29 protein-coding genes are annotated in these 26,060 nt (G+C 68.8%); 16 read left to right on the top strand and 13 right to left on the bottom strand.

What is annotated here, in order from left to right; translation table 11 throughout:
• From ACE3TL_RS10475 to ACE3TL_RS10465, 3 genes are all read left to right on the top strand, one after another.
• The coding region (locus ACE3TL_RS10475; RefSeq protein ID WP_374578635.1) for a GcrA family cell cycle regulator at positions 1–309 on the top strand (309 nt) is incomplete at its 5' end.
• A 98-nt stretch (positions 310–407) separates the two neighbouring features.
• Positions 408–1,829: an exodeoxyribonuclease VII large subunit gene (gene xseA / locus ACE3TL_RS10470; protein WP_374578634.1), complete on the top strand. Its 1,422-nt coding sequence runs from the start codon at positions 408–410 to the stop codon at positions 1,827–1,829.
• A gap of 41 nt (positions 1,830–1,870) precedes the next feature.
• The gene (locus ACE3TL_RS10465; RefSeq protein ID WP_374532118.1) at positions 1,871–2,089 is read left to right on the top strand and encodes a DUF2093 domain-containing protein; all 219 of its coding nucleotides are present in this window, start codon (positions 1,871–1,873) and stop codon (positions 2,087–2,089) included.
• Here ACE3TL_RS10465 and ACE3TL_RS10460 read toward each other — a convergent pair.
• A complete protein-coding gene (locus ACE3TL_RS10460) occupies positions 2,079–2,999 on the bottom strand; it encodes a lysophospholipid acyltransferase family protein (protein WP_374578633.1) in 921 nt (306 codons plus the stop codon). The two genes, ACE3TL_RS10465 and ACE3TL_RS10460, sit on opposite strands and share 11 nt — an antisense overlap.
• Before the next feature lie 127 nt (positions 3,000–3,126).
• Here ACE3TL_RS10460 and ACE3TL_RS10455 point away from each other — a divergent pair, with 127 nt between their 5' ends.
• Together ACE3TL_RS10455 and hisN are read left to right on the top strand one after the other, a co-directional pair.
• Positions 3,127–3,528 (top strand): helix-turn-helix domain-containing protein, encoded by a 402-nt coding sequence (locus tag ACE3TL_RS10455; protein WP_374578632.1) that lies wholly within the window; start codon positions 3,127–3,129, stop codon positions 3,526–3,528.
• 80 nt (positions 3,529–3,608) lie between these two features.
• Entirely contained in the window at positions 3,609–4,430 is an 822-nt protein-coding gene (gene hisN, locus ACE3TL_RS10450) for a histidinol-phosphatase (RefSeq protein WP_374578631.1), read from the top strand.
• On the opposite strand, the gene ACE3TL_RS10445 is transcribed toward hisN, so the two are convergent.
• The 4 genes from ACE3TL_RS10445 to ACE3TL_RS10430 form a co-directional block, all read right to left on the bottom strand.
• Entirely contained in the window at positions 4,431–5,408 is a 978-nt protein-coding gene (locus tag ACE3TL_RS10445) for an alpha/beta fold hydrolase (RefSeq protein WP_374578630.1), read from the bottom strand. It abuts the gene before it with no gap.
• Between the two features lies 1 nt (position 5,409).
• Entirely contained in the window at positions 5,410–5,718 is a 309-nt protein-coding gene (locus tag ACE3TL_RS10440) for an SCP2 sterol-binding domain-containing protein (protein WP_374578629.1), read from the bottom strand.
• Positions 5,719–5,822: 104 nt separating this feature from the next.
• Entirely contained in the window at positions 5,823–6,269 is a 447-nt protein-coding gene (locus ACE3TL_RS10435) for a DUF3617 domain-containing protein (RefSeq protein ID WP_374578628.1), read from the bottom strand.
• Between the two features lie 93 nt (positions 6,270–6,362).
• The gene (locus ACE3TL_RS10430) at positions 6,363–7,244 is read right to left on the bottom strand and encodes a class I SAM-dependent methyltransferase (RefSeq protein WP_374578627.1); all 882 of its coding nucleotides are present in this window, start codon (positions 7,242–7,244) and stop codon (positions 6,363–6,365) included.
• Positions 7,245–7,521: 277 nt separating this feature from the next.
• Between ACE3TL_RS10430 and ACE3TL_RS10425 the strand changes: the two genes are divergently transcribed.
• Positions 7,522–7,977 carry an Hsp20 family protein gene (locus tag ACE3TL_RS10425; protein ID WP_374578626.1) on the top strand — a complete coding sequence of 152 codons (456 nt, stop codon included), beginning with the start codon at positions 7,522–7,524 and terminating at the stop codon, positions 7,975–7,977.
• A gap of 77 nt (positions 7,978–8,054) precedes the next feature.
• On the opposite strand, the gene ACE3TL_RS10420 is transcribed toward ACE3TL_RS10425, so the two are convergent.
• The 3 genes from ACE3TL_RS10420 to gpmA form a co-directional block, all read right to left on the bottom strand.
• Complete coding sequence (locus ACE3TL_RS10420) at positions 8,055–9,314, bottom strand: pentapeptide repeat-containing protein (RefSeq protein WP_374578625.1); 1,260 nt, start codon at positions 9,312–9,314, stop codon at positions 8,055–8,057.
• Positions 9,315–9,394: 80 nt separating this feature from the next.
• Positions 9,395–9,838: a bifunctional diaminohydroxyphosphoribosylaminopyrimidine deaminase/5-amino-6-(5-phosphoribosylamino)uracil reductase RibD gene (locus ACE3TL_RS10415; RefSeq protein ID WP_374578624.1), complete on the bottom strand. Its 444-nt coding sequence runs from the start codon at positions 9,836–9,838 to the stop codon at positions 9,395–9,397.
• Positions 9,838–10,548 (bottom strand): 2,3-diphosphoglycerate-dependent phosphoglycerate mutase, encoded by a 711-nt coding sequence (gene gpmA / locus ACE3TL_RS10410; protein ID WP_374578623.1) that lies wholly within the window; start codon positions 10,546–10,548, stop codon positions 9,838–9,840. The genes ACE3TL_RS10415 and gpmA overlap by 1 nt, the downstream gene beginning before the upstream one ends.
• Positions 10,549–10,623: 75 nt before the next feature.
• On the opposite strand from gpmA, the gene ACE3TL_RS10405 reads away from it, so the two are divergent.
• From ACE3TL_RS10405 to ACE3TL_RS10390, 4 genes are all read left to right on the top strand, one after another.
• Positions 10,624–10,899, top strand: coding sequence for a hypothetical protein (locus ACE3TL_RS10405; protein WP_374578622.1), 276 nt, complete (start codon positions 10,624–10,626; stop codon positions 10,897–10,899).
• A 14-nt stretch (positions 10,900–10,913) separates the two neighbouring features.
• On the top strand, positions 10,914–11,876 hold the full coding sequence (locus ACE3TL_RS10400; RefSeq protein WP_374578621.1) for an SIS domain-containing protein: 963 nt from the start codon (positions 10,914–10,916) through the stop codon (positions 11,874–11,876).
• A gap of 109 nt (positions 11,877–11,985) precedes the next feature.
• A complete protein-coding gene (locus tag ACE3TL_RS10395; protein ID WP_374578620.1) occupies positions 11,986–13,485 on the top strand; it encodes a phosphomannomutase/phosphoglucomutase in 1,500 nt (499 codons plus the stop codon).
• Positions 13,486–13,603: 118 nt separating this feature from the next.
• Complete coding sequence (locus tag ACE3TL_RS10390; RefSeq protein ID WP_374578619.1) at positions 13,604–14,908, top strand: UDP-glucose/GDP-mannose dehydrogenase family protein; 1,305 nt, start codon at positions 13,604–13,606, stop codon at positions 14,906–14,908.
• 12 nt (positions 14,909–14,920) lie between these two features.
• Here the strand turns inward: ACE3TL_RS10390 and ACE3TL_RS10385 are convergent, their stop codons facing one another.
• The 3 genes from ACE3TL_RS10385 to ACE3TL_RS10375 form a co-directional block, all read right to left on the bottom strand.
• Entirely contained in the window at positions 14,921–15,934 is a 1,014-nt protein-coding gene (locus tag ACE3TL_RS10385) for a methyltransferase (protein WP_374578618.1), read from the bottom strand.
• A gap of 52 nt (positions 15,935–15,986) precedes the next feature.
• Positions 15,987–16,673 (bottom strand): protein-S-isoprenylcysteine O-methyltransferase, encoded by a 687-nt coding sequence (locus ACE3TL_RS10380; protein ID WP_374578617.1) that lies wholly within the window; start codon positions 16,671–16,673, stop codon positions 15,987–15,989.
• A 120-nt stretch (positions 16,674–16,793) separates the two neighbouring features.
• A complete protein-coding gene (locus tag ACE3TL_RS10375; protein ID WP_374578616.1) occupies positions 16,794–16,949 on the bottom strand; it encodes a hypothetical protein in 156 nt (51 codons plus the stop codon).
• Positions 16,950–17,196: 247 nt separating this feature from the next.
• Here ACE3TL_RS10375 and ACE3TL_RS10370 point away from each other — a divergent pair, with 247 nt between their 5' ends.
• The 3 genes from ACE3TL_RS10370 to ACE3TL_RS10360 are packed head-to-tail and all read left to right on the top strand — an operon-like array spanning position 17,197 to position 19,812.
• Positions 17,197–17,874, top strand: a complete 678-nt coding sequence (locus ACE3TL_RS10370; RefSeq protein WP_374578615.1) for a DUF969 domain-containing protein — start codon at positions 17,197–17,199, stop codon at positions 17,872–17,874.
• Entirely contained in the window at positions 17,871–18,821 is a 951-nt protein-coding gene (locus ACE3TL_RS10365; RefSeq protein ID WP_374578614.1) for a DUF979 domain-containing protein, read from the top strand. Before ACE3TL_RS10370 ends, ACE3TL_RS10365 begins: the two co-directional genes overlap by 4 nt.
• The gene (locus ACE3TL_RS10360; RefSeq protein WP_374578613.1) at positions 18,799–19,812 is read left to right on the top strand and encodes a DUF2891 domain-containing protein; all 1,014 of its coding nucleotides are present in this window, start codon (positions 18,799–18,801) and stop codon (positions 19,810–19,812) included. Before ACE3TL_RS10365 ends, ACE3TL_RS10360 begins: the two co-directional genes overlap by 23 nt.
• A 1-nt stretch (position 19,813) precedes the next feature.
• Here the strand turns inward: ACE3TL_RS10360 and ACE3TL_RS10355 are convergent, their stop codons facing one another.
• Positions 19,814–20,824 (bottom strand): adenosine deaminase, encoded by a 1,011-nt coding sequence (locus ACE3TL_RS10355; RefSeq protein ID WP_374578612.1) that lies wholly within the window; start codon positions 20,822–20,824, stop codon positions 19,814–19,816.
• Positions 20,824–22,176 carry a phosphoglucosamine mutase gene (gene glmM / locus ACE3TL_RS10350; protein WP_374578611.1) on the bottom strand — a complete coding sequence of 451 codons (1,353 nt, stop codon included), beginning with the start codon at positions 22,174–22,176 and terminating at the stop codon, positions 20,824–20,826. Before glmM ends, ACE3TL_RS10355 begins: the two co-directional genes overlap by 1 nt.
• 110 nt (positions 22,177–22,286) lie before the next feature.
• Between glmM and glmS the strand changes: the two genes are divergently transcribed.
• The 3 genes from glmS to ACE3TL_RS10335 all read left to right on the top strand — a co-directional run bounded on the left by glmS (position 22,287) and on the right by ACE3TL_RS10335 (position 25,983).
• Positions 22,287–24,107, top strand: coding sequence for a glutamine--fructose-6-phosphate transaminase (isomerizing) (gene glmS / locus ACE3TL_RS10345; protein WP_374578610.1), 1,821 nt, complete (start codon positions 22,287–22,289; stop codon positions 24,105–24,107).
• A 128-nt stretch (positions 24,108–24,235) separates the two neighbouring features.
• Positions 24,236–25,111: a UTP--glucose-1-phosphate uridylyltransferase gene (locus tag ACE3TL_RS10340; RefSeq protein ID WP_374578609.1), complete on the top strand. Its 876-nt coding sequence runs from the start codon at positions 24,236–24,238 to the stop codon at positions 25,109–25,111.
• Positions 25,112–25,122: 11 nt separating this feature from the next.
• Complete coding sequence (locus ACE3TL_RS10335) at positions 25,123–25,983, top strand: SDR family oxidoreductase (RefSeq protein ID WP_374578608.1); 861 nt, start codon at positions 25,123–25,125, stop codon at positions 25,981–25,983.
• Positions 25,984–26,060 lie beyond the last annotated feature (77 nt).

Below are 26,060 nucleotides of genomic sequence, written 5' to 3'. Positions count from 1 at the left end.
CTGGCCCCTCTACTGCCCGCCGCGCCGCGCCGCGTCGCCGAACCGGCCGCTCCGGCGGTCGCCGCGGCCCCGGCCCCAGTGCGCTATGTCGAGGAGGCGCCGGGCACCGCCACGGTGCTGACGCTCGGCGCCCACATGTGCAAGTGGCCGATCGGCGATCCGTCGAGCGACAGCTTCACCTTCTGCGGCCGCCGCCAGGACGACGGCCCCTATTGCCTGGAGCATGCGCGCATCGCCTATCAGCCCGCGCAGACCAAGAAGAAGTCGGGCGCCAGCGAACTGGCCCGCTCGCTGCGTCGCTACATCTGATCCGGGGGGATGGGCTGGGGCGCGTCAGGCCGCGGCTTCGCCGCGAGCCCGGCGCGCCCTAGCTTCTTTTCGGACGGGGCTATGGCTATGTCTCCTGCATGACCGACGCCGACAGCAACACCAAGGCCTATTCGGTCTCGGAACTGGCCTTCGCGCTGAAGCGGACGCTGGAGGACGCCTATGGCTTCGTGCGGCTGCGCGGGGAGCTGTCGAAGGTCACCCACCACTCCAACGGCCACGTCTACCTGACCCTCAAGGACGAGCGCGCCGCCATCGACGGCGTGGTCTGGAAGGGTTCGGTGAAGAACCTTTCCATCCGCCCGCAGCAGGGGCTGGAGGTGGTCGTCACCGGCAAGATCACCACCTATCCGGCCGGCTCGCGCTATCAGATGGTCATCGAGACCATGGAGGCGGCCGGCGTCGGCGCCCTGCTGGCCCAGCTCGAGCGGCTGAAGGCCAAGCTGCACGGCGAGGGCCTGTTCGACCCGGCGCGCAAGCGGCCGATCCCGACCATGCCGGCGGTGGTCGGCGTGATCACCAGCCCGACCGGGGCGGTGATCCGCGACATCCTGCACCGCATCCGCGACCGCTGGCCCTGCCGCGTCATCGTCTGGCCGGTGGTGGTCCAGGGGGATGCGGCCGCCGGCCAGGTGGCCGGGGCCATCGCCCGCTTCAACGCCCTGCCCCCCGACGGCCCGGTCCCGCGGCCGGACGTCCTGATCGTCGCGCGCGGGGGCGGCTCGGTGGAGGACCTCTGGGCGTTCAACGACGAGGGCCTGGCCCGCGCGGTGGCCGAGGGGACGATCCCGCTGATCTCGGCGGTCGGGCATGAGACCGACACCACCCTGATCGACTTCGTCTCCGACCGCCGCGCCCCGACGCCGACCGCGGCGGCCGAGATGGCGACGCCCGTCTTCGCCGAACTGAGAGGCTATGTCAGCGACCTGACGGCCCGCATCCACCGTTGCGGCGGGCGGCTGGTGGAGGAACGCCGCGGCCGCGTCGAGCATGCCGGCCGCGCCCTGGCGCGCGTGCCCGATCTGGTGGAGATGGCCGCCCAGCGGTTCAACCTGGCGGCCAGCCGGCTGGGGGCTGGCCTGTCGCGCAACGTCGCGGCCCATCACACCGACCTCGTCCGCGTCTCGGCCCGGCTGGCGCCTGGCCTGCTGCGGCGGCCGCAACAGGTGCAGGCCGACCGACTGGAACGGCTGGCCGCGCGGCTGGAGCCGGCGATGCGGCGCCAGTTGGAGCGGACGGGCGAGCGGCTGACGGGGCTTGGCAAGCTCTACACCTCCGTCGACCCCAGCGCGCCGCTGAAGCGCGGCTTCGCGCGCGTCCATCGGGCGGACGGGTCGCTGGTCCGCCAGGGCGGCGGGCTGGAGAGCGGCGAGGCCGTGCGCCTGGTCTTCGCAGACACCGACCGCCAGGCGGTCATCGACGGCGCATCGAAACCCGCACAGCCGAAACCGGTCCGCTCGCCGCGCCCGGCGGCGCCTTCCAACCAAGGCGATCTGTTCTGACGCGCTGTTCTGACGCCTCGGGGCGCGCTACATAGGCCTGTATGAACGTACACGACCGCGATCTTTCCGGCGCCGACATCGCCACGCTCCACTACGGGGACGGCGAATTCGTCGTGCTCAAGCCGGGCCGCTATGTGATCTGCGCCGTCTCCAAGGTGAAGATCCCGGTGGAGGCGCTGCGCTATTGGAACCCGGCGCTGCAGGAAGCCTACGCCACCCCCGCCGAGGCCCTGGCGCGCTGGAAGGAACTCAACGGCTGACGCCGCGCTTGTAGGTTTCGTTAGGCCAGCGCTTGTGGGTCCAGAACCACTCGGCCGGCCGCGCCAGCACCTGCTCTTCGATGAAGGCGTTGACCTTGCGCACGCCCGCGGCGATGTCGGCGGTCAGGTCGCCGGTATGCTCCAGGTGGATCGGCGGATGGACCACCACCCGGAAACGCGCCTTGTGTCCACGCTGAACCGACATCGGCTGCAACACCGTGCCGAAGCGCAGGGCCAAGCGGGAAGGCCCCGGCGCGGTGTGGCAGGTGCGGCCGAAGAACGGCGCGGCCACTCCGCCGTTGAACTTCTGGTCGTTCATCAGCGCCACGGATTCGCCGCGCCCGAGCGCGCCGAGCAGTTCGCGCGCGCCGTCGCCGCCCTTGGGCGCGAAATAGCGGACGCCATAGCGGAAGCGGTAGTCGCGCACGCGCTTTTCGACGTGCGGGTTGTTCATCGCCCGATAGGTGATCTGGCACTTCACCGGTGAATTGACGATGGCCGCGGGCATCACCTCGAAATTGGCGAAGTGTCCCGAGACGAAGACCACCGGCTCCTGCCGCGCGGCGATCTCGTCGAACCGCTCGCCGCCGACGATCTCGACACGGTCGCCCGCCCCGATGATGCGATCCATGATGAGCAGTTCCAGGAAGGTGCGGCCGGTATTGTCCCACTGAGCCTTCAGGAGGTCGGCGATCTCGGCGTCGCTGGCCTGGGGGAAGACGATGCGCAGGTTGATCTCGGCGACGCGATGCGCGCCGGTCAGCGGCCCCAGGGTCTTGAAGAACCAGGCGCCGAAGTCGGACACCGCATCCACCGGCAGGATGCGCGCAAAGGCGATCACCACGTCGAAGGCGAGAGCCTCCAGCCGCCACAAAATATCCTGAGCTATCGAGGGCTTCGCCTGCGTCATGGCCCTCTAGTAGTCGCCTCGTTCCCTGTCGTGCAACGCGAACAGCGCTCGCTTGGCGCGCGATTTGCGAAATTCGGGTCAGACCGTCTCGCTTTGAGACGGGCGCCAAGCAAAGGGGTCCGGGGCGATGGAGCCTATGGAGAACAACATCGACGTTCATCTCGGCAAGCGGCTGCGCCGTCGGCGGCGTCTGCTCGGCCTGACGCAGCAACAACTGGCCGGCGCCTGCGGCGTCCGGTTCCAGCAGATCCAGAAGTACGAATGCGGCGCCAACCGCATCTCGGCCGCCCGCCTGTGGCAACTCTCGGAGGCCCTGGAAGTGCCGGTCGGCTATTTCTACGATGGCCTGTCGGAGGCCTCGCACCAGGAACAGACCATCGGCGAAGGCCCAGGGGAAGCCGGCGGCGAGATGCTGGCCAGCCGTGAAACCCTCGACCTGATCCGCGCCTACTACCAGCTCGGCGAACGCCCCCGTCGCCGGCTGCTCGACCTGGCCAAATCCCTCAACGGCGACCACGAAGCCGCCTAAGGCCTGCTTGCGCCCGTCCAGCCATCCGCGAATCCGCTCGGGGATATCGCGGAAGCCGGCGGCGAGGTAAAGCGGGAGCCATGCCCGTCTCCAGCCTCGCCGCCGGCCGCCTGGCCGAGCTCGACACCTTCCTGCTCGAACTCAACGCCGCCTCGGCGGACGTCATCCTGCCGCTCTACCGCGCCGATCACGGCCTGGAGGACAAGGGCGGCGCCCGAGGGTTCGATCCCGTCACCGCCGCCGACAAGGGCGCGGAGGCGGCCATCCGCAAATTGATCGCCGAGCGCTATCCCGATCACGGGATCATCGGCGAGGAATACGGCGAGGATCGGTCGGAGGCCGAGTTCGTCTGGGTGCTGGATCCCGTCGACGGCACCCGCGCGTTCATCGCCGGCCTGCCGCTGTGGACCACCTTGATCGGCCTGCGCCACGAGGGCCGACCCGTGCTCGGCTCGATCGGCCAGCCCTATCTGGGCGAAGTCTTCATCGGCCACGCCGGCGGCTCGCGCCTGATCGCCCGCGGCGAGACGCAAGCCTTGCAGGTCCGCCCCTGCCCCAACCTGACCGATGCCGTCATCGCCACCACCGACCCGGAAGGCTGTTTCGACGGCCCGGAACTCGGAGCCTGGACCCAGGTGCGCGCGGCCGCCCGCCTGGCGCGGCTGGGCTGCGACGCCTACGCCTATGCCATGGTCGCCATGGGCCGCATGGACATGGTCATCGAGGCGGGCCTCAAGGCCTGGGACATCGAGTCCGCCATTCCGCTGGTGGAAGGCGCCGGCGGACTGGTGACCGACTGGCGGGGCCGGCCGGTGGGCCAGAGCGGCGGCCAGATCGTCATCGCCGGAGACCGGGCCTGCCTGGACGAAGCCCTGGTCGCGCTCAGGCGCTCGGCGAAATAGTCAGGCCTTCGCCGCCGGCTTGACGGACGCCTCAGGGGCCGGCGACGACCTGCCGAGCAAGGCGTCCAACGCCTGCATGAAGACATCCCGCATCGGGTCCGTTTCCATCAGGATTTCGTGGAAGGCGCCGGGCACGGAAATGAACTGGCCGTCGGGCAGGTTGCGGGCGGCGGCGCGCTGGGCCTCGTTGTCGACCAGCTTGTCCAGCTCGGCCGAGACGATGACCACCGGGATCGTCACGCTTTTCAGGTTTTCCGGCCGCGAAAGATAGCTGGTGGCGCGGAAGGCGAAGTCCAGCCAGCCCCAGGTCGGCCCGCCCAGGCCCAGGTCTGGGTGAGCGATCACCTGCGCCTTGGCCCGCTCGTAGCGCGCCTGGTCGTGGGTAAGGACGTTGGTCTTGAAGGTCTCCGGCGCACCCTCCGGTCGGGCGAGGTCGCCGGACTGGCCGAGCAGCACCTTCAACCGCGCCAGACCGCGCGCCACGAAACGCGGCAGGCCGCCGGTCTGGATGCCCAGCATGGGCGCCGAGAGGATCGCGCCGTCGAACCGCGACGCCTCGCCATGGGCGAGCGCCAGCAGGGTGAGACAGCCGCCCATCGAATGACCGATAGCGAACCAGGGCTTGGGCAAGCGCGCTTCATAGCTGGCCAGCAGCGCATGATAGTCGTCGAGGAAGGCCTGGTAGCCGTCGGCATGTCCCGCCAGCCGGTTCGCCAGGCTGCGGTGCGAGAGGCCCTGGCCGCGCCAGTCGTGGGCCAGCACCACATAGCCGCGGCCGGTCAGGTCCTCGATGAACTCGAAATACTTTTCGATCGGTTCGGTGCGCCCGCCGCTGAGGACGATCGATCCACGCGCCGTCCCCTTGGCGGGGAACCAGGCGGCGCGAAGATCGCCCGGCCCGCCCCCGTTGAACCATGCCGCCTCCGCGCCCGCCGGAACCGGCGCCTGGGGGCTGGAGATCAGGGGGGCTGCGGTCATGTCACGCCATCCGAGCGAAGAGCGACTGCATCTGCGGCTGCAACGACATGGCCAGCCCCATGTCCGAAACCTTGAGGCGGCCGGTGATGACGGCGGTCATGGGGTTGAGTTCACCGGCGCCGAGCGCCTTGAGGTCCCTGGCGCTGACCGAAACGGTCAGGTCGGCGGGCTTGTCCTCGTTGGTGACCTGGCCGCCGTCGATATGGATGAAGCCCTCGCCGCGCAGATCGACCTTGAACGACCGGCCCAGGCCAGACTCCTCGCCGACCGCGGCGGCGACCTTGCGGGTCAGTTCTTCCAGGTTGGCCATACGCTCCGTCTCACGTGGTCGTGAGGCGTCAGCTTCGCCTCAAGCGCAAAACAAGTAAACGGCTCGGCCGAGGTTTGAGCGCCGATTTCGCGGTTGGCGGTCGGTCAGTCGGCGGTCGGCTTGGCCGGGCAGCTCTCGGCGATGCGCTTGGCCGTGGTGATGGCGTTGGCGCTGAGCGGAACCCCGGCGTAGACCGTGCTGATCTTGGCGTTCATGGTGAAGGTGGTGGGCGAATAGGTCCCCGTCGCCTCGACCGACGCCTTGCTGCCGTTCTTGGTCGCACAGTCGCCCTTCAGGCGGATCTTGCCGTCCTTGAACACCCGGGTCGGGTAGTCGCACTTGTAGTGCCGATTGGAGGGGCCCATCACGAACTTCGACACCTCGGCGGGGGTGATGCAGCGCTTCTCGGTCTTGGTCTGGCTGATGATCGCCGAGACCTTGTTGGTGACGTCCCAATAGCCGGGCAGGATCGTCTGCTCCTGGGCGAGCGCCGGCGCGCCCGACAGGAGGGCCAGGACGGGGATCAGGGCAAGGGCTGACTTGGCGTGCATCTCTTAGCCTTAGCTCATGGGGCCTATTCACTCGGTCGTCCGCAAACTAGCCGGACGCACATGACTACAACCTGACCGGCGCCGACAGGTTCATCAGGCCTTGGGCTTGACCAGCCGCAAGGTCATGCGGTCGCTCTCGCCGATGGCGTCGTACTTGCTACGGTCGAAGGCGGGGTTCGGCGGCTCGCCGCGCGGCGCGGTCAGGGCGACCGGCGGCAGGGTCCAGACACCGAAGGGATGGTCCTTGGTGTCGTTCGGATTGGCGTTGATCTCGCTGGTCTTGTCCAGCACGAAGCCCGCCTCCTGGGCCAGGCGGATGGCGTAGGCCTGCTGCACGTAGCCGTCTGGAGCCAGGACGTCCTGCACGCCGCCGGCGTCGGCGCGATGCTCCTCGATCCCCAACACGCCGCCGGGCTTGAGCGCGGCGTAGGCGTCGCGGAACGCCTTTTCGACAATACCCGCCGCGATCCAGTTGTGCAGGTTGCGCAGGAACAGCACCAGGTCGGCGCCGCCCGCAGGCGCGACCGGGCCGCTGGTGGGGCCGAAGGCGGTGATCTCCACCTCGCCATAGATCCTCGGCTTGGCCTTCAGCTTGGCGCGATAGGCCTCGACGATCTCGGCGGAAGCCGGGTCGGCCGGTTCGAGATTGGCGGCGATCAGCCTGCCCTTGTTGGCCGCCAGGTAGGGCGCGACGATGTCGGTGTACCAGCCCGCGCCCGGCCAGAACTCCACCACCGTCTGCCCCGGGGCCAGGCCCCAGAACTCCAGGGTCTCGGCCGGATGGCGCCAGACGTCGCGCGCCCGGTCGGCGGGGCTGCGCCACGCTCCGGCCACGGCTTCGGCCAGGGTCATGCCGCCGATCGCCTTGGCCGGCTCGGCCTCCGGCTTTCGCCCGCACGCGGTCAGGGCCAAGGCCCCAGCCAGGACCGAGCGGCGGGAAAACAGGGCCATGGAGGTCGAAAGTCCGTCTTGCATGCGCGCCCCAGCTCGCCATCGTCGCCGTCGGCCTAGCGTGACCCGCGACGATGGTCAAAGCGTGGCTCCTCCGTCCCGCGAGGCGCCAAGTCGCGCCGCCGAGCAGAAAATCGGTCGATGATCTGGAAAAACAGGTCTTGAACCGGGTCGCACGCCTCCCACCTAAGCATTCGAAGGCGCTGGAACCCCGGGCCTTCCGGACACTGGGCGAGGCCGATCTTGGCTCGCACGCCGTCCGCTTCACGCAACCTTGCTTAAGCCAAGAAGGTATCTTCTCATGCGTACGATCGACTTTTCCCCGCTCTATCGCTCCGTCGTCGGTTTCGACCGCCTCGCCTCGCTGCTGGAAACCGCCAGCGCCGACGCCGCGGCCGGCTATCCGCCGTACAATATCGAGCGCACTGACGAGAACGCCTACCGCGTCGAGATCGCGGTCGCCGGCTTCCGTCCCGAAGAACTGAACATCGAGGTCAAGGAAAACCTGCTGACCGTGCAGGGCCGCAAGACGGCCAACGACGACCAGCGCCAATTCCTCCATCGCGGCCTGGCCGAACGCAACTTCGAGCGCCGCTTCCAGCTCGCCGACTATGTGGTCGTGACTGAAGCCAAGCTCGCCGACGGGCTGCTTTCCATCTCGCTCAAGCGCGAGCTTCCCGAGGCGCTCAAGCCGCGTCGGATCGAGATCAGCACCGTGGCGCAGCCCGAGCTGATCGAAGGCGAAAAGGCCGCCTGATCCGCCTGATCCACCCCCAAATGACTAGGGCGACGCCGGCGGCGTCGCCCTTTTTGCTGGCGCCTGCGGATGCGCTGTCAGATCACGTCTTCGAGGCCGCGCGCCCCCCAGCGCTCGGCGTTGGTCAGATTGGCGCCCCTGACCATGGCGCTGGTGAAGTTGGCGCGGCTGAGATCGGCGTCGGCGAAGATCGCATGACGGCAGTCGGCGCGCGCCAGGTCGGCGTTCTTGAGCACCGCTCCGGTCAGGTTGGCCGGCAAGGTGCGGTCCGCGCCCAGCAGCAGCGGTCCCATCTGGGCGTCGCGCAGGTCCGCGCCCGACAGCTTGGCGCCGATCAGCCGCGCCCCGCGCAGGTCGGCGCGGCGCAGGTTGCAGTTGCGCAGGTCCGCGCCGTCGAGCTGGGCGCCCTGGAGCTGCACGCCTTCCATGTCCAGGCCGTAGAACACCGCGCCCTTGGCCGACAGGGCGGTCAGGTTGAAGCCGCGGATCGTTTCCAGCGCACGCAGGTCGGCGCCGTCGAAGACGCTGGGCGTGCCCTCGCCGCCGCCGGTCTCGCACCACTTGGCGTGGTCGCGGATCATGGTCTTGTAGGGCAGGTCCTGCACCGAACGGCCCACCGGCTCGTCGGTCAGCATGCCGCGCATGTCGGCCTGGCTGACGTTCCAGGCGAAGGTCTTGGCGCCCACCAGGATCACGTCGCGCAGGTCCGCGCCGGCGAGGTCCGCCCCCGACAGGTCCGCGCCGGCCATGTTGGCCCCGGACATGTTGGCCTGCTTGAGGTTGGCGCGCACCAGCTTGGCGTCCTTGAGGATCGCATCGCTGAAGTCGGCCTTGATCGCCATCACCCCCGACAGGCGCGAGCGTTCGAGATTGGCGCCGGCCAGGATCGCGCCGGAAGCCTCGCCCACGCGGTTGACGTGTTCCAGCACCCGCAGGCCCCGGTCGCGATCGCCCACGGCGATCGAGCCTTCGCGCAGGTCGGCTTCGAAGAGGTCCGCGCCCGTCAGGTTCGCGCCGCGCAGGCAGGCCCCGCGCAGGTCGGCGCGCCGCAGCGAGGCGTCGCGCAGGTCGGCGTTCTGAATGTCCGCACCGAACAGGTTGGCGTGGTCCAGGCGCACGCCCTGCATCTTGCAGTCGGCCAGCAGCGCGCCGGTCAGGTCGGCGTCACAGAGGTTCTTGCCGCTCAGGTCGAGGCCGGACAGGTCCTTCCAGGCGAACACGGCGCGGGCGCCGCCCGGCTTGGAGGTCCAAAGACGGTCGTGCTTGGCGCAGATCGCGTCCACTTCACTCTGGTCTAGCCTGCGCAGCTCCTGGACGGGAGCGGTCTGGGCGGACATCGGAAACCCCACTCACTTTCAATGGCGGAGTCTAGAGGCGGCGACTTAACACGCTCTTTCCGAAACCTGACCCGGCGTCGTTAACGCCCTGCGGGCCGGTAGCCGGCATAGAGCTTTGCGGCCTCGTCCTCCAACACGCCTGTCCGCACCCGCACGCCGGCGGCGCCGAGCCGCTCGGCGCCCGCGCCGGCCGCGAAATGCGAGGGGTCCTCGCAGGCGATCACCACCTGGGCGATCCCCGCCGCCGCCAGCCGCTCCGAGCAGGAGGCCGCGCCGCTGGAACGAGCGCCGCAGGGCTCCAGCGTCACATAGGCGATCGCGCCGCGGGCTCGTTCGCCGGCCATGTCCAGCGCCTGCTCTTCGGCGTGCGGCCGCCCGCCCTCGCCGGTGACGCCCTCGCCGACCACTTCGCCGCCTTGGACGATGACGCAGCCGACGCTGGGGTTCTCGGCGGTCAGGCCCACATGCCGCGTCGCGAGCGCGATGGCCTGACGCATGAACCGGCGGTCGGCCTCGTCGGTCATCAGAGCGACGGCAGGGCCGTGGCGCGCGCCTCGTCGAGATAGCGCGCAGCGACGGGCTTCAGCTCGGCGTCCAGATCGATCAGCAGCGGGTTGGAGGTCGGGATCTCCACACCGATGATCGCCTCGTCCGAGAGGTTGAACAGCAGCTTGACGATCGCCCGCAGCGAATTGCCGTGGGCGGCGACCAGCACCGTCTCGCCAGCCTTCAGATGCGGCGCGATCTCGGCGGTCCAATAGGGTTCGACCCGTTCGAGCGTGGTCTTCAGGCTCTCGGTGTCGGGCAGGGCCGCGCCGGCGTAGCGGCGGTCCTTGGAAAAATCGAACTCTCCGCCGCGCGCCAGGGGCGGCGGCGGCACGTCATAGGAGCGGCGCCAGATCTTGACCTGATCGTCGCCGTGCTTGGCCGCCGTCTCGGTCTTGTTGAGGCCGGTCAGCCCGCCATAGTGGCGCTCGTTCAGCCGCCAGTCCTTGGTCTCGGGCACGAACACCTGGCCAGCCGCGGTCAGGGCGAGCCAGAGGGTGCGAATGGCGCGGGTCAGGACCGAGGTGTAGGCGCGGTCGATCTGCACGCCCGCGGCCTTGATCAGCTCGCCGCCCTTGCGGGCCTGGGCCTCGCCCTCGGCGGTCAGGTCGACGTCCACCCAGCCGGTGAAGCGGTCCTCCAGGTTCCATTGGCTCTGGCCGTGGCGGAGAAGGATCAGGGTCGGCAAGGCGCGGCGCTCCATGCTAGGGGACTGGCGGTTCGGCTAAGGCTCGCACGGCGGGGCGTCAAGGTCCGCTGGCTCATGGGCGCGGCGCTGGCTATATGGGGCGCGATGCTCGACCGGCTGTTCTTTCCCCTGATCGCGGCGCTCTTCCTGGCCATGGTGGCGCTGGCGGCCGTCTGGCCGCAGGGCCTGGGCGACCGCTCGCCTGGTCCGTTCGGCCATGAGCCGGTGCAGCGCACCGCCAAGGTCCAGGCCGCCATGAAGCGCGAGACCGAGGCCTCGGAACAGAGGCTGCGCTCGGCGCGCGAAGCCGTCGCCGACATGCAGGCCAGAACCCTCAGCCCCACCCAATGACAGGCTCCAGCCGCATGACCGAATTCGACGCCATCGCCGTGGGCCGCCGGGTGCTGGCCGCCGAGGCCGACGCCCTGCGCCAGCAGGCCGATGGGCTGGGCGAGGCCTTCGCCAAGGCCGTGGACCTGCTCTACGCGGCCAAGGGCCGGGTGATCCTGACCGGCATCGGCAAGTCGGGGCACGTGGCCAAGAAGATCGCCGCCACCTTCGCCTCGACCGGCGCCCCGGCCTTCTTCGTCCACGCCAACGAGGCGAGCCACGGGGACCTGGGCATGATCGCCGACGGCGACGTGATCCTGGCGCTGTCGAAGTCGGGCCAGAATTCGGAACTGGCCGACGTCATCGCCTATTCGCGGCGCTTCCACATCCCGCTGATCGCCATCACAGGTTCGGACGAGAGCCCGTTGGGCCAGGCCGCCGACGTGGTGCTGAAGCTGGCCGACGCGCCGGAGGTGACCGCCGAGGTCAAGGCGCCGACCACCTCGACCACCCTGCAGATCGCGCTGGGCGACGCCCTCGCGGTCTCGTTGCTGGAGCGGCGCGGCTTCACGGCCAAGGACTTCAAGATCTTCCATCCGGGCGGCAAGCTGGGCGCCATGCTGCGCACGGTCGGCGACCTGATGCACGGTGAGGACGAGCTGCCGCTGGTGGGGCTGGACGCGCCGATGGCCGACGCCCTGCTGGTCATGACGGAAAAGGCCTTCGGGATCGTCGGCGTCACCGATGGCGCCGGCGCGTTGAAGGGCGTGATCACCGACGGCGACCTGCGCCGCCACATCGACGGCCTGCTGGCCCGCACCGCCGGCGAGGTGATGACGCCCGGCCCGCGCAAGACCGCCCCGCCGCAGATGCTGGCCGCCGAGGCCCTGGCCCTGATGAGCGATCCCCTGCCGATGGTGACGGTGCTGTTCGTCCTCGACGGCGGCAGGCCGGTGGGAATCCTGCGCGTGCACGACCTCGTCCGCGCCGGAGTCTAAGGCCGGGCCTCAAGGATTGTAACGAAACATTCGCTGCGCGGCCGCGTTGGCATGGCCTTAAGGTCTGGCGGCTTTAAAGGCCCCGAAAGCCTGAGATAACGGAGTTATGATGCTGCCTGCCCCGCGCGCCGATCTCGTCCCCAACACCTTCGAGTACGAAGTCACGCCGCTGGTGAAAGCCACCGGCTTTCGGGAATACGATGCGCGCTGGCTGTTCGGGCCCGAGATCAACCTGTTGGGCGTCGAGGCCCTGGGCCTGGGCCTTGGGACCTACATCCAGGAGCTGGGCCAGACGAAGATCGTCGTCGGCCACGACTACCGGTCCTATTCGCTGTCGATCAAGCAGGCCCTGACCGTGGGCCTGGTCGCGGCCGGCTGCGAGGTGGTGGACATCGGCCTGGCCCTCTCGCCGGTCGCCTATTTCGCGCAGTTCGCGCTCGATGCGCCGTGCGTCGCCATGGTCACCGCCAGCCATAACGAAAACGGCTGGACCGGCGTGAAGATGGGCGCCCAGCGGCCGCTGACCTTCGGCCCCGTGGAGATGGGGCGCTTGAAGGAGATCGTGCTGGGCGGCCAGGGCGTGGCCCGGCCCGGCGGCTCGCTGACCCACGTCCAGGGCTTTTCCGAGCGCTACATCGCCGACGTCTCCTCGCGCGTCGCGATCAAGCGGCCCCTGAAGGTGATCTGCGCCTGCGGCAACGGCACGGCCGGCGCCTTCGCCCCCGAGGCCCTGCGGCGCATGGGGGTCGAGGTGGTCGAGATGGACTGCGACCTCGACTGGACCTTCCCGCGCTACAATCCCAATCCTGAAGACCACGAGATGCTCAAGGAGATGGCCAAGGCCGTTCGCGAGCATGGCGCGGACCTGGCCCTCGGCTTCGACGGCGACGGCGACCGCTGCGGCGTGGTGGACGACACCGGCGAGGAGATCTTCGCCGACAAGATCGGCCTGATGCTGGCCCGCGACCTCTCGGCCCTGCACAAGGACGCGACCTTCGTGGTCGACGTGAAGTCGACCGGCCTCTTCGCCACCGATCCCGTCCTGGCCGCCAACGGCGCCAAGACCGTCTACTGGAAGACCGGCCACAGCTACATCAAGCGCAAGACCGCCGAACTGGGCGCGCTCGCCGGCTTCGAGAAGAGCGGCCACTTCTTCTTCAATGACCCGATCGGCCTCGGCTACGACTGCGGCCTGACCGCCGCAGCCGCCGTCCTGGCCATGCTGGACCGCAATCCCGGCAAGACCCTCTCGGAGCTGAAGGCCGCCCTGCCGGTGGCCTATACCTCGCTCACCATGTCGCCGCACTGCGCCGACGAGGAGAAGTACGGCGTCGTCGACGACGTGGTCGCCGAATACGAGGCCCTGGCCCGCGACGGCGGGGAAATCCTCGGCCGCAAGATCGCCGAGGTGATCACCGTCAACGGCGTGCGCGTGGCGCTGGAGGACGGCTCCTGGGTGCTGGTCCGCGCCTCGTCCAACAAGCCCGAGATCGTGGTGGTGGTCGAAAGCACCCGGTCGGAGGACGACATGCGCGCGCTCTTCCGCCAAGAGGTGAAGCCTCGCCTGGCCAAGCGGCCACAAATCGGCGCCTACAATCAGGAAGTCTGACGCTGCGGCGCGCAATTTGCTGCGCTGCAAGGCAAGTGTTCCGGTCTGGCATTGCGCGCGATTGCGGGGGCGCTCGCAGCGTGATGAAAGACCAGCGGAGAGAGTTTGAGGGTAATCCATGCACGTGACGATGATCGGCGCCGGCTATGTGGGCCTGGTGAGCGGGGCCTGTTTCGCCGATTTCGGCCATACCGTGACCTGCATCGACAAGGACGCCGGCAAGATCGATCGCCTGCGGGCCGGCGGCATTCCGATCTACGAACCGGGCCTGGACATGCTGGTGGCGAGCAATGTGAAGGCAGGCCGGCTGTTCTTCGACACCGATGCGGCCGAGGCCGTGAGGAAGGCGGACGCGGTGTTCATCGCCGTGGGCACGCCCTCGCGACGCGGCGACGGCCACGCCGACCTCTCCTATGTCTATGCGGCGGCCGAGGAGATCGCCGAGCTGATGGACGGCTTCACCGTCGTCGTCACCAAGTCGACCGTGCCGGTCGGCACGGGCGATGAGATCGAGAGGATCATCAGGGCCAAGCGGCCGGACGCCCAGTTCGCCGTGGTCTCCAATCCGGAATTCCTGCGTGAAGGCGCGGCCATCGAGGACTTCAAGCGCCCCGACCGCGTGGTGGTGGGCGTCGAGGACGAGCGCGCCCGCCCGGTGATGACCGAGCTCTATCGCCCGCTGTTCCTCAACGAGACGCCGATCGTGTTCACCGGCCGGCGGACCAGCGAACTGATCAAGTATGCGGCCAATGCGTTCCTGGCCATGAAGATCACCTTCATCAACGAGATGGCCGATCTGTGCGAGGCGGTCGGCGCCGACGTGCAGCAGGTCGCCCGCGGCATCGGCCTGGACAAGCGGATCGGCGGCAAGTTCCTCCATGCCGGTCCCGGCTATGGCGGTTCGTGCTTTCCGAAGGACACCCTGGCCCTGGTGCGCACGGCCAGCGACGCCGGCTCGCCGGTGCGGCTGATCGAGGCCACCGTCCAGGTGAACGACGACCGCAAGAAGGCCATGGCCGGCAAAGTATCCGGCGCGGTCTCCGGCGATCTGGCCGGCAAGACCGTCGGCGTGCTGGGCCTGACCTTCAAGCCCAATACCGACGACATGCGCGATGCGCCCAGCCTCGACATCGTGCCCGCCCTGCAGGCGATGGGCGCGAAGGTCCAGGCCTTCGACCCGGAAGGGACGCACGAGGCGCGCCAGTTGCTGCGTGAGGTGGACTTCAAGGACGATCCCTATGCCGCCGCCCAGGGCGCCGACGTGCTGGTGATCATCACCGAATGGGATCAGTTCCGCGCGCTCGACCTCCACCGCGTCAAGGAGATCATGAAGGCCCCCGTCCTGGTCGACCTGCGCAACATCTACCGGCCCGACGAGGTCCGCAGCCGCGGCTTCAAATACGTTTCCATCGGACGCGCCTGAACGCTCCTTCGGTCAGGCGGCCGAGCGCAGTTCGAGGGCGGAAAGCCCAAAGCCGATGTCTTGCGTCCCGGTGATCGCCAGGCCGGCGCCGCTCGCAAGGGCGCCGAATTCGGCGAGCGTGCGTTCCTTTGCGCCGAACAGCACCAGCATGAAGAGGTCCGCGGCAAGGTGTTCGGCGCTCGGCGGGTCGCTCATCACCCGTTCGACGATCAGCACCTTGCCGTTTGGCCCCGCCGCCTGGGCGCAGCGCTGCAGGATGGCCAGCGCCGGCTCGTCGGGCCAGTCGTGAAGCACCTGGGCCAGGATGTAGAGATCGCCATGCGCCGGCAACCGATCGAAGAAGCTGGCCTCGAAGACCTGGGTGCGGCTCGCCAGCCCTGCGCCTGCAAAGGCCTTGCGGGCGCGGTCGGCGGCGGCCGGAAGATCGACCACGCTGCCTTCGAGCGTCGGGTTCGCCCGTAGCAAGGCGCCGACAAGCTGGCCCGCCCCACCGCCGACATCGACGATGTGACCGTCGGCCAGCCAGTCGCGCGCCGCCACGGCCGCGGGAATCCATCGCTCCCCCCAGTTCTCCATGTAGCGATCGAAGGATTCGGAGAGGGCCGGATCGTCGGAAAGCGTGCTCCAGAGGTCGCGGCCGAACACCGCTTCGTAGCCGGAGGTCCGGGTCCTGACCGCGTGGGCGAGCCCTGGCCAGGCGCGGTGCAGATGGTCGCCGGCGCCGCCGGCCGAGAGCATGATCCTGGACGGCTCGAAGGTGAGCAATTGGCCCACCGGCGTCAGGGAAAGCCCCTCCTCGGTCTCCTCGAAGACACCCTTGTGCGCCAGATAGGCCGCCAGGCTGCTCAGGGCGCGGAGATCGGCGCCGCAGCGCTCGGCCAAGGCCTCGGGGGTCCGAAGACCAGCAGCGATCAGCCGGGGCAGGTCGAGGCTGACCGCCGCGCGGATCGCGTAAGGCGTCAGCAGGTCCGTCAGCGCCAACAGGGTCGTGAGCGCGTCGGCATGGGTCGGGTTTTGCGCGGTCATGCGTCGAAATCTCCTGGCTGCTGGCGGATGAGGGAGAGGACGCCCAAGCCGGTCACGGAAACGGCCCGCCGACGCGCGGCAAGAGCCGGCCGCTGCGCGCGACATAGGCGTCCCAGGCCGCGCCGAAGCGCCGGCGCATCATCGCTTCCTCCCGCGGCACGCGGATGAACCACATGGCGGCGAAGGCTGGGATGACGGCGAAGCCGCCGATCCAGTTCTGGATGAGCAGAGCCTGGGCGAAGGCGCCGAGCCAGATCGCCGCGTACATCGGATTGCGGATCTGCGCGTACACGCCGCGTGTGACCAGTTCATGCTCAGTCCGCACCTCTAGGCCGGGGCTCCAGTTGCGGCCAAGGTCGGCATGAGAGCGCCAGAACAGCCAAAGGTAAGGGACCAGCAGCGCCACGCCGATCCAGGTCGCCATATCGGGCAGGCGGTAGTCGAAAGCGTCGAGCCACGGCGTGGCGATCACAAGGAACGGCAGCACCATGCTCGCCAGCCACATGCCCGTCAGCAGGAGGCGCTCCGAGATGTCGTGGGCGTCCGCCTCGACCGCGTTCTGCTGATTGCGGGAATGATGCGGGATGCGGATGGCCAGCATGCCGGCGAAACCGATCAGCCAGGCGATATGTCCAGGGTTGAAGGGTCTATCGAACCACCACCAAGCGAAGGCCGCGAACGGGACGATGAGCATCATGCCCATGCGCAGCGGCGAACGGTGAAGGTTCTCCTTGGCCATCGCGCTTTCCCGCCTTGCTGCTAAATGCGATTGACTCGCATGAGCGCATCGGGATATTTGCGAGTCAATCGCAAATCGCGCAGCCGCAGTCCGGCTCGCCTAGGGATGAAAATCCAGGCGCTAGCGAGCGAGGAGATGGATCAGCGTGCCGCCGATCCACAGCGCGCCTGCCCAGAAGGCGACGGCCAAGGCTGCGACAAAGGCGAGGCAGGCGATCGAGGTCAGGCCTCTCGCCGCACCCCGCGAAGCGCCCCCGAAGGCGACGTTCCGTGGCATGTTTCGCTCCCAGTCTCTCTTTCACGCCGCACCGGTCGAGCGGTGCGATCCAAAGGAGGCTGACACGAATTAACCGACCTGCAAAGTCCTGTCGCCTCCTGGGGTGAATACGCGCAAGAACAGACTTCGATCCGTACTTGCGCTTCCATTGAACCCTTTTGCACAGGGCATGGTTTTGCGCGATTGCGGCGCGGCCGGGCCTCGCTAGAGTTCGCCTTGCGCTGCGAGAGGCGGCGAAGGGGGCCAGATGCTTTCGCTGATCGGCATAGTCGTCGTGGTGATCGGGTTCATGGCCCGGCTCAATCCGCTGCTGGTGGTGACGGCGGCGGCCCTGGTCACCGGCCTGGCCGGCGGGATGGGGCCGGTCGAGGTGGTGGAGACCTTCGGCAAGGCTTTCAAGGAGAACCGCTATGTCAGCGTGGTCTGGGTGGTGCTGCCGGTCATCGGCCTGCTCGAACGCGCCGGCTTGCAGGAGCGCGCCAAGACCCTGATCGGTCAGATCCAGGCCGCCACGACGGGGCGGCTGCTGCTGCTCTATCTGGTGCTGCGCCAGGCGACGGCGGCGCTCGGCCTCACCTCGCTGGGCGGCCACGCCCAGATGGTGCGCCCGCTGATCGCGCCGATGGCCGAGGCGGCCGCGGAGAGCCGCCACGGCGCCCTGCCCGATCCGACCCGCCAGTTCATCCGCGCCCACAGCGCGGCCGCCGACAATATCGGCCTGTTCTTCGGCGAGGACATCTTCATCGCCATCGCCTCCATCCTGCTGATCAAGGGCTTCCTCGAACAGAACGGCATTTTCGTCGAACCCCTGCACCTGTCGGTCTGGGCGATCCCGACCGCGATCATCGCCCTGCTGATCCATGGGAGCCGGCTGCTGATGCTGGACCGGCGGATCGACCGCGCCCTGGCCGAGGGACGCTCATGATCGGGCTGGAGGTCCTCTACGTCATCGGCGGCGCATTCTTCGCGGCGATTTCGGTGCTGAGCGCCCGCGACGCGAGCAATCCCAAGCGCTGGAAGAACACCGCCTTCTGGGGCCTGTTCGCGGCCAGCTTCCTCTTCGGCTCGCACCTGCCCGACCTCGCCAACGGCCTCATCGTGATCGCCATGGTCCTGGTCGCCGGCGTCGGCGGCCTGGGACGCCGCGAGCCGCGCACGACGACGCCCCAGGAGCGCGCCGAAAGCGCCGCTCGGCTGGGAAACCGCCTCTTCCTGCCGGCCCTGGCCATTCCGCTCACCGCCCTGGCCGGAACCTTCGCCTTCAAGCGCCCCGAACTGGGCGGGCTGGTCGATCCCAAGCAGGCGACGCTGGTGGCGCTGATCCTCGGGGTCTTCGTCGCCCTGGCGACCGCCCTGCCGATGCTGCGGACGCCGCCGTCGGCGCCGTTGCAGGAGGGCCGGCGGCTGCTCGACACCGTCGGCTGGGCGGCGGTCCTGCCGCAGATGCTGGCGGCCCTGGGCGCGGTGTTCGCCGCCGCCGGGGTCGGCGCGGCCATCGGCCAGATCGCCAGCGACTGGCTGCCCGACGGCAGCCGGCTGGCGGCGGTCGCGGCCTACACCTTCGGCATGGCGATCTTCACCATGGTCATGGGCAATGCGTTCGCCGCCTTCCCGGTCATGGCCGCGGGAATCGGACTTCCGCTGATCGTTCAGAGGTTTGGCGGCGACCCGGCGATCATGGGTGCCATCGGGATGCTCTCCGGGTTCTGCGGGACGCTGATGACGCCGATGGCCGCCAACTTCAACATCGTCCCGGCGGCGCTGCTCGAACTCTCCGACCGCAACGGCGTGATCCGCGCCCAGGTCCCGACCGCCCTCCTCCTTCTCCTGGCCAATACGGCGCTGATGTATGTCCTCGTCTTCCGCTTCTAAGCTCAACCCCGACCTTGCCGAGAAGTTCGCCCGCCTGGCGCTGGGCCATGTGCGCCGGCCCTATCCCTACAAGCTCGACCAGGTGCTGGCCGGGGACGAAGACGTCCTGGCCCCGCGCATCCTGCATCCGATCTTCCACGGCAGCTTCGACTGGCATTCGTGCGTTCACGGCTACTGGCTGCTCGCCAGCCTCCATCGGCAGGTCGCCGATCTGCCCGCCGGGAGCGAAATCATCAGTCTGTTCAACGAGATGCTGACGCCCGAGAAGATCGCCGGCGAACTTGCCTATCTCCAGCGCCCGACCAGCGGGGGGTTCGAGCGGCCCTATGGCTGGGCCTGGCTGCTGATGCTGGCGGCCGAACTCGAGCGTCACGAGGGCGCGCCGTGGGCCGCGAACCTGCGCCCCCTAGCCCAGGCCTTCGCGGGCCGCTTCAAGGCCTTCCTACCCAAGGCGACCTACCCGATCCGCACCGGAACCCACTACAATACCGCGTTCGCCCTGGCCCTGGCCCAGGAGTACGCCGCCCAGGTCGGCGACCGCGAGTTGGCCGACCTGATCGAGGCGACGGCGCGCCGCTGGTACCTAGACGACGCGGGGGCGGCGGCCTGGGAGCCCAGCGGCGACGACTTCCTCTCGCCCACCCTGGTCGAAGCCGAATGCCTGCGCAGGCTGCTGCCATCGGCAGGTTTTCGCCTGTGGTTCTCCAAGTTCCTGCCCGAGGCTGCGCAGCGACGTCCCGCGAGCCTGTTTACGCCCGCCAGAGTCAGCGACCGCAGCGACGGCAAGATCGCCCACCTCGACGGCCTGAACCTGAGCCGGGCCTGGTGCTGGCGTTCGATCGCCGCAAGCCTGGCTCCAGACGACCCGGCTCGCACCGTCGCGGTGGCCGCCGCCGACGAACACCTGGCCGCGGGGCTGGAGCACGTGGCCGGGGACTATATGGGCGAACACTGGCTGGCGACATTCGCCTTGCTGGCTCTGACGGCCTAGGTCAGTTCGCCGTGTAGTCGTCGATATCGGCGAGGTGGCGGGCGATTTCGTCGGGGGCGAGGAAGGAGCCGGTGAAGCTGTTCTTCGCCAAGGTGACCAGTTCCGCGTGAGTAAGGCTGAGCGCCCGGGCGGTCTCGATCCAGTTCTGGGCGAGATAGCCGCCGAAATAGGCCGGATCGTCGGAATTGACCGTGGCGCGCAGGCCAAGGTCCAGCATCCGCTTGAGCGGATGGGCCGCAAGGTCGTCCACGACGCAGAGCTTGAGGTTGGAGAGCGGGCAGACGGTCAGGGTCATGCCCTCGCGCACCAGCCGCTCGGTCAGGGCGTCGTCCTCCAGCGAGTGGTTGCCGTGGTCGATACGGTCGACCTCCAGCAGGTCGAGGGCTTCGTAGACATAGGCGGGCGGCCCCTCCTCGCCGGCATGGGCGACCACCTTGAGGCCAAGCTTGCGGGCGGCGGCGAAGACGCGGGCGAACTTCGACGGCGGATGGCCGACCTCGGAGGAATCGAGGCCGACGCCGGCGATGCGGTCGAGCCAGGGCCTGGCCTGCTCCAGGGTCTCGAACGCCGCCTCTTCGGAGAGATGACGCAGGAAGCAGAGGATCAGCTTTGAGGTGATCCCCAGCGTCTGCTCGGCCTCGTCCATGGCCGAGAACAGACCTTTCGCCACCGTCGCGAACCGCACGCCGCGGTCGGTATGGGTCTGGGGATCGAAGAAGATCTCGACATGGCGCGCGCCGTCGGCGGCGACCCGGCGGAAGTAGGCCATGGCCAGGTCGTGGAAGTCGGCCTCTTTCAGCAGGACCTGCGCGCCCTGGTAATAGATGTCGAGGAAGTCCTGGAGGTTGGAGAAGGCGTAGGCGGCGCGGACCTCCTCCACGTTCGCGAACGGCAGGGCCACGCCGTTGCGGCGGGCGAACTCGAACATCTGTTCGGGCTCCAGGCTGCCTTCGATGTGCAGATGAAGCTCGGCCTTGGGCAGGCCGCGGATGAAGGCGGCCAGGTCATCCATCAGGCGGCGACCTTCTTCACCGCCCCGACGATGTCCTTCACCACCTGGCTGACCAGGGTTTCATCGTCGCCCTCGGCCATCACCCGGATCAGGGGTTCGGTGCCCGAGGCGCGGACCACGATGCGGCCCGAGCCGCTCAGACGCTGCTCGGCGTCGGCCAGCACGCCCTTCACCGCGGCGGTCTCCAGCGGCTTGCCGCCGGCGAAGCGGACGTTCTCGAGGATCTGCGGCACCGGCTCGAACTGGCGCGCCAGCTCGCTCATCGGCTTGCCCGCGTCCTTCAGCACCGCCAGCACCTGCAGGGCGGCCAGCAGGCCGTCGCCCGTGGTCGAGAAGTCGGAGAGGATCATATGGCCCGACTGCTCACCGCCGAAATTGAAGCCGCCCTCGCGCATGCGGGCCATGACGTAGCGGTCGCCGACCTGGGTGCGTTCGAGCTTCAGGTTGCGGGCGGCCAGGAAGCGTTCGAGGCCGAGGTTCGACATCACCGTGGCGACGACGCCCCCGCCGCGCAGGCGGTCGCGCTTGGCCCAATGGTCGGCGATCAGGGCCATGATCTGGTCGCCGTCGACCACGTGGCCCTTCTCGTCGCAGATCACGACGCGGTCGGCGTCGCCGTCCAGGGCGATCCCGACATCGGCGCGGAATTCCTTGACCGCGCGCGACACCGCCTCCGGATGGGTGGAGCCGCAGTCCTCGTTGATGTTGGCGCCGTCGGGGCTGACCCCGATCTTGATGACCTCGGCGCCCAGCTCGTAGAGCACCACCGGAGCGACCTTGTAGGCTGCGCCGTTGGCGCAATCGATGACGATGCGCAGGCCCGACAGCGACAGGCGGCGCGGGAAGGTCGCCTTGGCGATCTCGACATAGCGGGCCTGGCTGTCGTCGACGCGGGCGACGCGGCCGAGTTCGGTCGGCGCGGCGAGGCCTTCGCCGAGGCCGGCGTCCATGAGGGCCTCGATCTCCAGTTCGCGCGCGTCCGAGAGCTTGTAGCCGTCAGGGCCGAACAGCTTGATGCCGTTGTCGGTGTAGGGGTTGTGCGAGGCCGAGATCATCACGCCCAGGTCGGCGCGCAGCGAGCGGGTCATCATGGCGACGCCCGGGGTCGGCATGGGCCCCAGCAGGCGAACGTCCATCCCGACGCTGGCGAAGCCGGCGACCAGGGCCGGTTCGACCATATAGCCGGAAAGGCGGGTGTCCTTGCCGATCACCACCAGATGGCGGCGCTCGTCCTGGGACATGAACAGCTTGCCGGCCGCCAGGCCCACGCGCAGGGCCACCTCGGCGGTCATCGGGTGGCTGTTGGCCTGGCCGCGGATGCCGTCGGTTCCGAAATAGGCGCGTTTGGTCATCAGTCTTCCCGAAACGATACGAAACTCAGATTTAGTCGACGCCGCGTTTGCGAATGCTAAAGGCGACTGAGGATTATCACGCCTTCAAACGGCAAAGGAACTGCGACGGCATGTGCGGCATCATCGGAATCGTCGGCAAGTCCCCCGTGGCGGGCCGCCTGGTCGAGAGCCTGAAGCGCCTGGAATACCGGGGCTATGACAGCGCCGGCGTCGCGGCCCAGGTGAACGGCGTGCTGGAGCGCCGCCGCGCGCCGGGCAAGCTGCGCGAACTGGAGGCGGTGCTGGAAACCGACCCCCTGGTGGCGATGACCGGCATCGGCCACACCCGCTGGGCCACCCACGGCGCCCCGACCGAGCGCAACGCCCACCCGCACATCGCCGGCCGCGTGGCGGTGGTGCACAACGGCATCATCGAGAACTTCGCCGAACTGAAGGCCGAGTTGCAGGCCAAGGGCCGCGTCTTCGCCAGCGACACCGACAGCGAGGTGGTCGCCCACCTGATCGACGAGAACCTGAAGAGCGGGCTCGACCCGCTGGCGGCGTTCAAGGCGACGCTGGACCGGCTGAGCGGCGCCTATGCTCTAGCCGTGCTGGTCGGCGGCGACACCGACGTGATCCTGGGCGCGCGCAACGGTCCGCCCCTGGCCGTCGGCTATGGAAACGGCGAGATGTTCGTCGGGTCGGACGGCATGGCGCTGGGCCCGTTCACCAACCGCGTCGCCTATCTGGACGACGGCGACTACGTCATCATCGACCATGACGGCGCGAGGATCTTCGACGCCAGCGGCGCGCCGGCCGACCGGCCGATCAAGACGCTCGCCGCCTCGGCCGCGGTCATGGAGAAGGGCAATTATCGCCACTTCATGGAAAAGGAGATCCACGACCAGCCCGAGGGGTGCCAGCGCACCATCTCGGCCTATGTGGACGCCCTGACCGCCCGCACCGCGATCCCCGGCGATCTGGACTTCGCCAAGCTGGAACGCATCCAGATCGTGGCCTGCGGCACCGCCTATATCGCCGGCCTGCTGGGCAAGTACCTGATCGAGCAGATGGCCGACCTGCCGGTCGACGTCGAGGTCGCCTCGGAATTCCGCTATCGCGAGCCGGCCCTGCGGCCCGGGTCGCTGGCCATCGCCATCTCGCAGTCGGGCGAGACCGCCGACACCCTGGCGGCCCTGCGCTATTGCCAGGCCAAGGGAATGGCCAGCGCGGCCCTGGTCAATACGGTGGAATCGACCATCGCCCGCGAAGCCGACGTGATCTGGCCGATCCATTGCGGGCCGGAGATCGGCGTCGCCTCCACCAAGGCCTTCACCGCCCAGGTCAGCATGCTGACCACCCTGGCCGTCGCCGCCGCCCGCGCGCGCGGCAAGATCGACGCGGCCGAGGAAGGCCGGCTGGTCCGGGTGCTGCTGGAAGCCCCGCGCCTGATCGCCGAATCGATCAACCTGGAAGAGGCTGTGCGGGCCATAGCGGTCGAGGTCGCCAAGGCGCGCGACGTGCTCTATCTGGGCCGCGGCCCGATGTATCCGCTGGCCCTGGAAGGGGCGCTGAAGCTGAAGGAAATCAGCTATATCCACGCCGAGGGTTACGCCGCCGGCGAACTGAAGCACGGCCCCATCGCCCTGGTCGACGAGGCGACGCCGATCGTCATCCTGGCGCCCTTCGACAGCTATTTCGAAAAATCCGCCTCGAACATGAGCGAGGTCATGGCCCGAGGCGGACAGGTGGTCTTCATCACCGACCCGGAGGGCGAGCAGAGCGCCCCGGCCGGCGCGCGGGTGGTGGTGACCGCGCCCAAGTGCGACCCGCTGATCGCGCCGCTGGTGTTCTCCGCGCCCATCCAGTTGCTGGCCTATCACGTGGCCGTCCAGAAGGGCGCAGACGTCGACCAGCCGCGAAACCTGGCCAAGTCGGTGACCGTCGAATAGGCGCCGGTTTCGTCGCCAGCCGTTCACGCCCTCGTGAGATTCTGAAAGCCGCCACGAAACCGGCTGGAAACGCCTTTCAGGTTTCTGGACGATCGGAATCGTCCGGCGGGATCAATCGAGGGTGCTGAATGTCCAAACGCGTTCGTAAGGCGGTGCTGCCGGTGGCGGGACTGGGAACCCGCATGCTGCCGGTCGCCCGGGCGACGCCGAAGAACCTGCTCAACGTCTTCGATCGGCCGATCCTGTCCTATGTGATCGAAGAGGCGCGAGCCGCCGGGATCGAGCACTTCGTCTTCATCACCAGCCGCGGCCAAGGGCCGGTCGAGGACTATTTCGACGGCAATCCCGAGATCGAGGAGGCGCTGGCCGCCAAGGGCAAGGACGACCTGCTGGCGCAGGTGCGGCGCGACCTGCTTCCGCCCGGCTCGATGAGCTTCGTGCGCCAGATGGCGCCGCTGGGCCTCGGCCACGCGGTCTGGTGCGCGCGCGACATCGTCGGCGACGAGCCGTTCGCGGTGATCCTGCCCGACATGCTGATGAAGGCCGGCAAGCCGGCCCTGGCCCAGACGGTCGAGGCCTATGAGCAGGTCGGCGGCAATATCGTAGTGGTCGAGCCGGTGCCGGAAAACGAGACCCACAAGTACGGCATCGTCGCCCTGGACGGGCAAGACGGGCGGCTGAACCGGATGACCGCCATGGTCGAAAAGCCGGCGCCGGGCACGGCGCCGTCGAACCTGATCATCTCCGGCCGCTACATCCTGCAGCCGGAAATCTTCGCCCTGCTGGAAAAGCAGGGGAAAGGCTCGGGGGGCGAGATCCAGCTCACCGACGCCATGGCCGAGCTGATGAAGGCCCAGGACTTCCACGCCCTGGAATACGAAGGGACCACCTTCGACTGCGGCGACAAGATCGGGCTGCTGCGGGCCAATGTCGCCTTCGCCCTCGACCGGCCCGAGTTCGTCGAGGCGGCGCGGGCGGCGCTCGGCGACCTGCTGAAGACCTGAGGACCAGGCGCTTGCGGCTGCTGATCTACGGCTACGGCTTCGCAGGACGGGCGCTGGCCCGGCGGATGCAGGCCGCCGGCTGGGAGGTTGCGGCCACCTGGCGCGACCCAGCCACGGCCGAAGCGATGCGCGCCGAAGGGATCACGCCGCTGCCCGCCGCAGACAAGGCCGCGATCGCAAGGGCGTTGGAGGGGGTGCAGGCGATCCTGGTGACGCCGCCGCCGGGACCGGAAGGTTGCCCGGCCCTGCAGGTGCTGGTCCCGGCCCTGGCCAGCGCGGGGGCCTTTCCAGACTGGATCGGCTATCTCTCCACCACCGGCGTCTATGGCGACCGGCAGGGCGGCTGGGTGTTCGAGGAGAGCCGCCTGGCGGCGCAGTCGCCCGAGGGCGCGCGGCGAGTGGCTGCCGAACGCGACTGGCTGGAGGTCGGCCGCGGGATGGGCCTGACCGTGACGATCCACCGCCTGCCCGGCATCTACGGTCCTGGCCGCTCGGCGTTCGACCGGCTGCGCGAGGGGCGGGCGAGCCGCTACGCCGCGCCGAGACACTTGTTCAGCCGCATCCATGTGGACGACCTGGCCGCCGAGCTGGCCGCCTCGATCGCCCGGCCGCGCGCCGGAGCGGTCTACAATGTCTGCGACGACGAACCGGCGGCCAACAGCAAGGTCGTGGCCCACGCGGCGCGGCTGCTGGGAATCGAGCCGCCGCCGGAGGTTCCGCTCGATCTCGCCGCCCTGGCGCCGGCGGCGCGGCGGTTCTACGCCGAGAGCAAGCGCGTCTCGAACGCGCGCGCCAAGGCCGAGCTCGGCTGGCGCCCGGCCTATCCGACCTATCGCGAAGGCCTGGCGGCGGTGCTGAAGGCGGGGGGATAGAGGCCATCCAGATCCTCCCCCGCTGGGGGAGGTGGCGCGCGTAGCGCGACGGAGGGGGCTTGCTTAAGTCTGAGGTC

It is taken from the genome of Phenylobacterium sp. (genome assembly GCF_041920015.1).
Taxonomy (GTDB): domain Bacteria; phylum Pseudomonadota; class Alphaproteobacteria; order Caulobacterales; family Caulobacteraceae; genus Phenylobacterium.
The sequence above is the reverse complement of the archived record's forward strand: the minus strand, read 5'-3'. Positions and strand labels throughout refer to the sequence as shown.